Below are 4,561 nucleotides of genomic sequence, written 5' to 3' on the forward strand. Positions count from 1 at the left end.
GCCGGCGAGCTTGCGGGTCTGCACATGCAAGTTGCCGTCTGCCAGGCCGGTGCGCTGCTTGAGATCCGTGAAGGCCACCGGCTCGCCGGTGATGAGCGCGGCGACGATGCCCATCCGGGCGGCCGAGCTGAGCGTTTCGTCGAAGTCCGGCAAGGGCGCTGCTCCCCTCTCAGCTTCACGATCGAAAGTCTGCTCCGATCATCGACAGCCGTCAAGACTTTCTTGACGCCTTTTCCCCCCGGAGCTTCAATGCGTGAAGTAATGCCCGCTCTCGGCGCCCCCACTTGCGGCAGCGCCGCGCGCGCGGCATCTCTCCCTGGCCCGGCCCGGCCGGCCCCACGCGGAGGCAAGCCCGAATGTCGATGAAGCGCATCCTGATCGGCCTTGGCGGCCTGATCGTCCTGCTCCTGATCGCCGCTCCCCTCGTCATCAAGGCGATGTTCCCCGAGCCCAAGCTGCGGGCGCTGGTGCTGCCCAAGGCCGAGGCGGCGCTGGGCCGCTCGGTGGACTGCGGGCGCATCGGCCTGGGGCTCGGGCTGCGCGGCCTCACGCTGGAGCTGGAGCACCTGGAGCTGGGCGCCGACTCCACGGGCTACGGACTGCGAAAGCTCGACTTGCCGCGCCTGGAGGCCCGGCTCGCGCTGCTGCCGCTCCTGAAGCGCGAGGTCGCGATCAAGACGCTCACCTTCGTCGAGCCGGGCGCCGAGCTGCGCCTGCCGCCGCCGGGCAGCGCCACGCGGGCGGCCAAGGCCGCGGCGGGCGAGGCGGCCGCGACGGCCGCCGTCGCCGTGGCCGCGCCCGACCTGCGCCTGGAGCGCGCGCGGGTGCACCTCGTCCGCGAGGGCAAGCAGCCCCTGGACATCGCGGCGCTGATCGAGTCGGGCCGCTTCGCCTCCACCCTGATGCCGGGCGGCGATCTCACGCTGGCCGGCAAGCTCGAGCGCGCCGCGCTCAGCGGCAAGCTCGCCGACGGGCGCGCGCTCGCCGGCCAGGCCGACCTCGAGCTCGACCTCGCCGTCACGGGCGGCCGGCTGGACCTGAAGCGCGCGGCGCTCGCACTGAGCGAGCTGGTGCTCGGCACCGAGCGCGACACGCTGCAAATGCGCGTGGCCAGCCTGCGCGCCGAGGGCAAGGGCGCGGCGCCCCTGTCCGCTTTCAAGGCGACGCCCCCCAGGCTCAAGGACCCCGGCCTCGACTTCGGCGGCACGCTGCGCGCCGAGAACATCGCGCTCACGCAGCGCGTGCCGGCGCCGCTCACGGTGACGATCCCCAGCGCCGAAGGCCCCTGGGCCCTCGGCGCCGCCACCCAGGGCGCCTTTGCCCTGAATGGCATCGCGATCGCGGCCGGCGCACTCGACATGAAGCCGCCAACAGGCGGGAGTCTCACGGGCGAGCTGCCGGCGGGGCGCCTCGATCTCAGCCTCCTGCCCGGGCCGACGAGCACGGAAGTCCCGCGCCTCGCGCTCGAGCTGGCGGGCTACTCGCTCACGAGCCAGCCCGCGGCCGGCCCGCCGGTGGCGATTCGCGGCGAGGGCGCGTCGCTCTCAGGCACGGCCTCGATCCCTGCGCAGCGCGGGCTCCCGCCCCGCGCCGAGCTCGAGATCGCGGTGAAGCCGATCAGCGTCGAGGGCGAAGCGCTGGCCAAGCCCCTGCGCATCGAGAACACGCGCCTCGCGGGTCCGCTCGAGGCGCTGGCCCTGAAGAGCCTGCGCCTGACGGCCGGCGGCTCGACGATCGCGGCGAGCGGCGTCATCAAGGGCGCGCCCAAGGCGCCGCACTTCGACTTGCAGGCGCAGAGCGCGCAGATCGACGTCGCCGACTTCGTGGTGCCGGCGAAGGAGAAGCCGGCTGCGGCCGGCGGCGCCGCGGGCGCAGCGAGCGCACCGCCCGTGCTGATCCCGATGCCGGGGCGGCTAAGCTTTCGCATCGACCGGCTCGTCACGCCGGCCACGCCCGTGACCGCGATCACGGGCCGCCTGGAGGCCGCGGCCACGGGCCTGCGCGTGGAGGACGTCAAGGGCGCGCTCGCCGGCGGCAGCCTGGCCGGCAACTACGCGATGACGCCGCGCGCCGACGGCGCCTTCGACTGCAAGGGCGCCTTCAGCGTGACGCGCGTCCAGGCGCCGGCCTTCCTCGCCGCGCTGACCCCGATCAAGCGCGGCATCGAGGGCAGCCTGACCAGCCAGAGCGACTTCAGCTTCACTTTGAAGCCCGGCGAGAAGCCGCAGGGCCTGGCGATGAAGGCGGGCGTCGACCTCGCCGACGGCGCGCTCGTGAACCTCGCGCTGCTCAAGAGCCTCGCCCAGCTCGCCGGCCTGCCGAGCAAGGACCGCTACGGCATCGGCCAGCTCAAGCACCAGTTCGAGCTGCGCGCGGACCGCGTGCTCGCGCGCGACCTGCGCCTGCCCTTCGAGGACGGCTGGATCACGGCCACGGGCTCGGCGGGCCTGGACGGCACGCTCGACTTCACCGGCCGCTGGGAGCTGGGCGCGAGCACGCTCGCGCGGCTGGGCGCCGGCTCGACGCTGGCCGTCCTCAAGAACGCGAAGGGCAAGGTCGAGCTGGGCTTCCTCGTCAAGGGGAGCGCCAAGGAGCCCGCGATCACGCTCGACACGAAGTCGCTCGAGGCGCAGCTCTCCGCGCAGGCCAAGCAGCAGCTTCAGGAGAAGGGCAGCGACCTGCTGAAGAAGGGGCTGGACGCGCTGAAGAAGAAGTAGGCGTTGGCCCGGGGGCAGCGCGGATCAGTACAGCGACTTGATCTGGCCCCAGCTCTTGTCGGCCGCGACCGAGGTTTCGCAGCCCTCGCCGTGGTTGCCGATGAGCACGCCGCAGGCGTTGTTGGCCGGCAGACAAGGTGAGGAGTTCATCAGGAGGAGGCTGTCGGCCGCCGCGGCGCCGCAGAACCGGGGATCGCTGGAGATGTTGCCGTTCGTGCCCGTGGGATCGGGGATCGCCCAGTAGTTGCCGGCCGGGTTGTTCCAGACGTCGGAGCAGGTGATGGAAACCTCCGCCGGGTCGGTCACCCCTACGCCTCCCCCCACCACCGAGTTCACGACCACCGTGCGATCCATGTAGAAGGGCGACCAGATCGCGCTCTGCACCGTTGCGCCGAGACCCGGAACATCGAGGCTGTTGTCCGCGAAGGTACAGCCCGTGATGTGCAGCTCTGCACTCCCGTACGCGAAAACCGCGGCACCGCTCGTATTGGCGCTGTTGCCAACGAAGTCGCAGTTCTCGATGTCCATGCGATCGCCGGCCTGGCCGTAATTACCGATGAAGTAGACTGCCCCCCCATCGTCTTCCGCGCGGTTTCCCCGGAATACGCAGTTGCGAATCACCACGGGCTCGTCCGCATAGGCATGGAGGCCACCGCCCCAGCTCGTGGCGGTGTTCCCCTCGAATACAAGGTCTTCGAGAAGAGCGCCGCCGTGGTTGATGTCGATCGCCCCTCCCCACACCGCTCGGTTCCCAGTGAAACGAGAGCTCCTGATGCTGCCTTTACTGCGATATGTACGAACGCCTGCTCCATCGCCGCTGGTTCTATTATCACTGAAACTGGAACCTTCGATTGCGAAGGCGCTCCATGTGATCACCAAGGCGTTCCCCGCACAATTGCGAAAGGTCGACGCACGACACAACAACTCGCCATGTGAGAATTCCAGTCCCCGCCCGTTGCCAGGATTGTGCTCAAAGATCATATCTTCCAGTTCAAGACAACTGCTGTGACAGTCAAGCGCAGCCAGGACTGAGGGGGCGCCATCGAAGGCGGTGATCGTCAGTCCAAGAATCTCCATGGGCGCACTTGGGGACCCCACTCCGTCGAGCGTGAGCCAGAAACCGGTGTAGTCGCAGTGGAAGACGGTCTCGCTTGCGCCGGCGCTCGATAGCACCGTGAAGGCAGGGCCGCTATGAACCACGTTGCGGTGCTGTGGCTGGATGTAGAGCCCCGGGGCGACGAGGAGGGTATCCCCGGCCGCGCAGCTATCGAAGGCCTCCTGGAGCGAGACGAAGCTGCCAGGGTACTCGCGCGTCGTGGCGCTCGCGGTGCCAGCCACTCCACCGATAGCAAGCGCGGCGAGCAGGCAAACGTAAAATCCTGCGCGTGCGGCGGTCAAGGGGATTGCGTTTCCGCGCTGAATCGAAACATCACGCCATCCCCCAGCTCTGCGAAGCCATACGGTTCGACGTTGTTCAGGCTGAGGCGACCGATGATGATCGGAACGCTCGTCATGCCCAAGGCCAGGCAGCGATCGAGAATCCGAGTAAGGTCGATGCTGATCTCCATGCACGCTTCCTCACTCGCTGCCACTTCAGTACAGCGACTTGATCTGGCCCCAGCTCTTGTCGGCCGCGACCGAGGTTTCGCAGCCCTCGCCGCGGTTGCCGATGAGCACGCCGCAGGCGTTGTTGGCCGGCAGACAAGGTGAGGAGTTCATCAGGAGAAGGCTGTCGGCCGCCGCGGCGCCGCAGAACCGGGGATCGCTGGAGATGTTGCCGTTCGTGCCCGTGGGATCGGGGATCGCCCAGTAGTTGCCGGCCGGGTTGTTCCAGACGTCGGAGC

The 4,561-nt window shown here is 69.2% G+C and carries 3 protein-coding genes; 1 reads left to right on the forward strand and 2 read right to left on the reverse strand.

The window, feature by feature from the left end; genetic code table 11:
* A partial coding sequence (locus FJ251_13735) for a transcriptional regulator (protein ID MBM4118765.1) occupies positions 1-153 on the reverse strand: 153 nt, incomplete at its 3' end.
* Between the two features lie 203 nt (positions 154-356).
* On the opposite strand from FJ251_13735, the gene FJ251_13740 reads away from it, so the two are divergent.
* Positions 357-2,717, forward strand: a complete 2,361-nt coding sequence (locus tag FJ251_13740) for a hypothetical protein (protein MBM4118766.1) — start codon at positions 357-359, stop codon at positions 2,715-2,717.
* Positions 2,718-2,741: 24 nt separating this feature from the next.
* On the opposite strand, the gene FJ251_13745 is transcribed toward FJ251_13740, so the two are convergent.
* Positions 2,742-4,115, reverse strand: a complete 1,374-nt coding sequence (locus FJ251_13745) for a hypothetical protein (GenBank protein MBM4118767.1) — start codon at positions 4,113-4,115, stop codon at positions 2,742-2,744.
* Positions 4,116-4,561 lie beyond the last annotated feature (446 nt).

It is taken from the genome of bacterium (assembly GCA_016873475.1).
In the GTDB taxonomy this organism is placed as follows: domain Bacteria; phylum Krumholzibacteriota; class Krumholzibacteriia; order JACNKJ01; family JACNKJ01; genus VGXI01.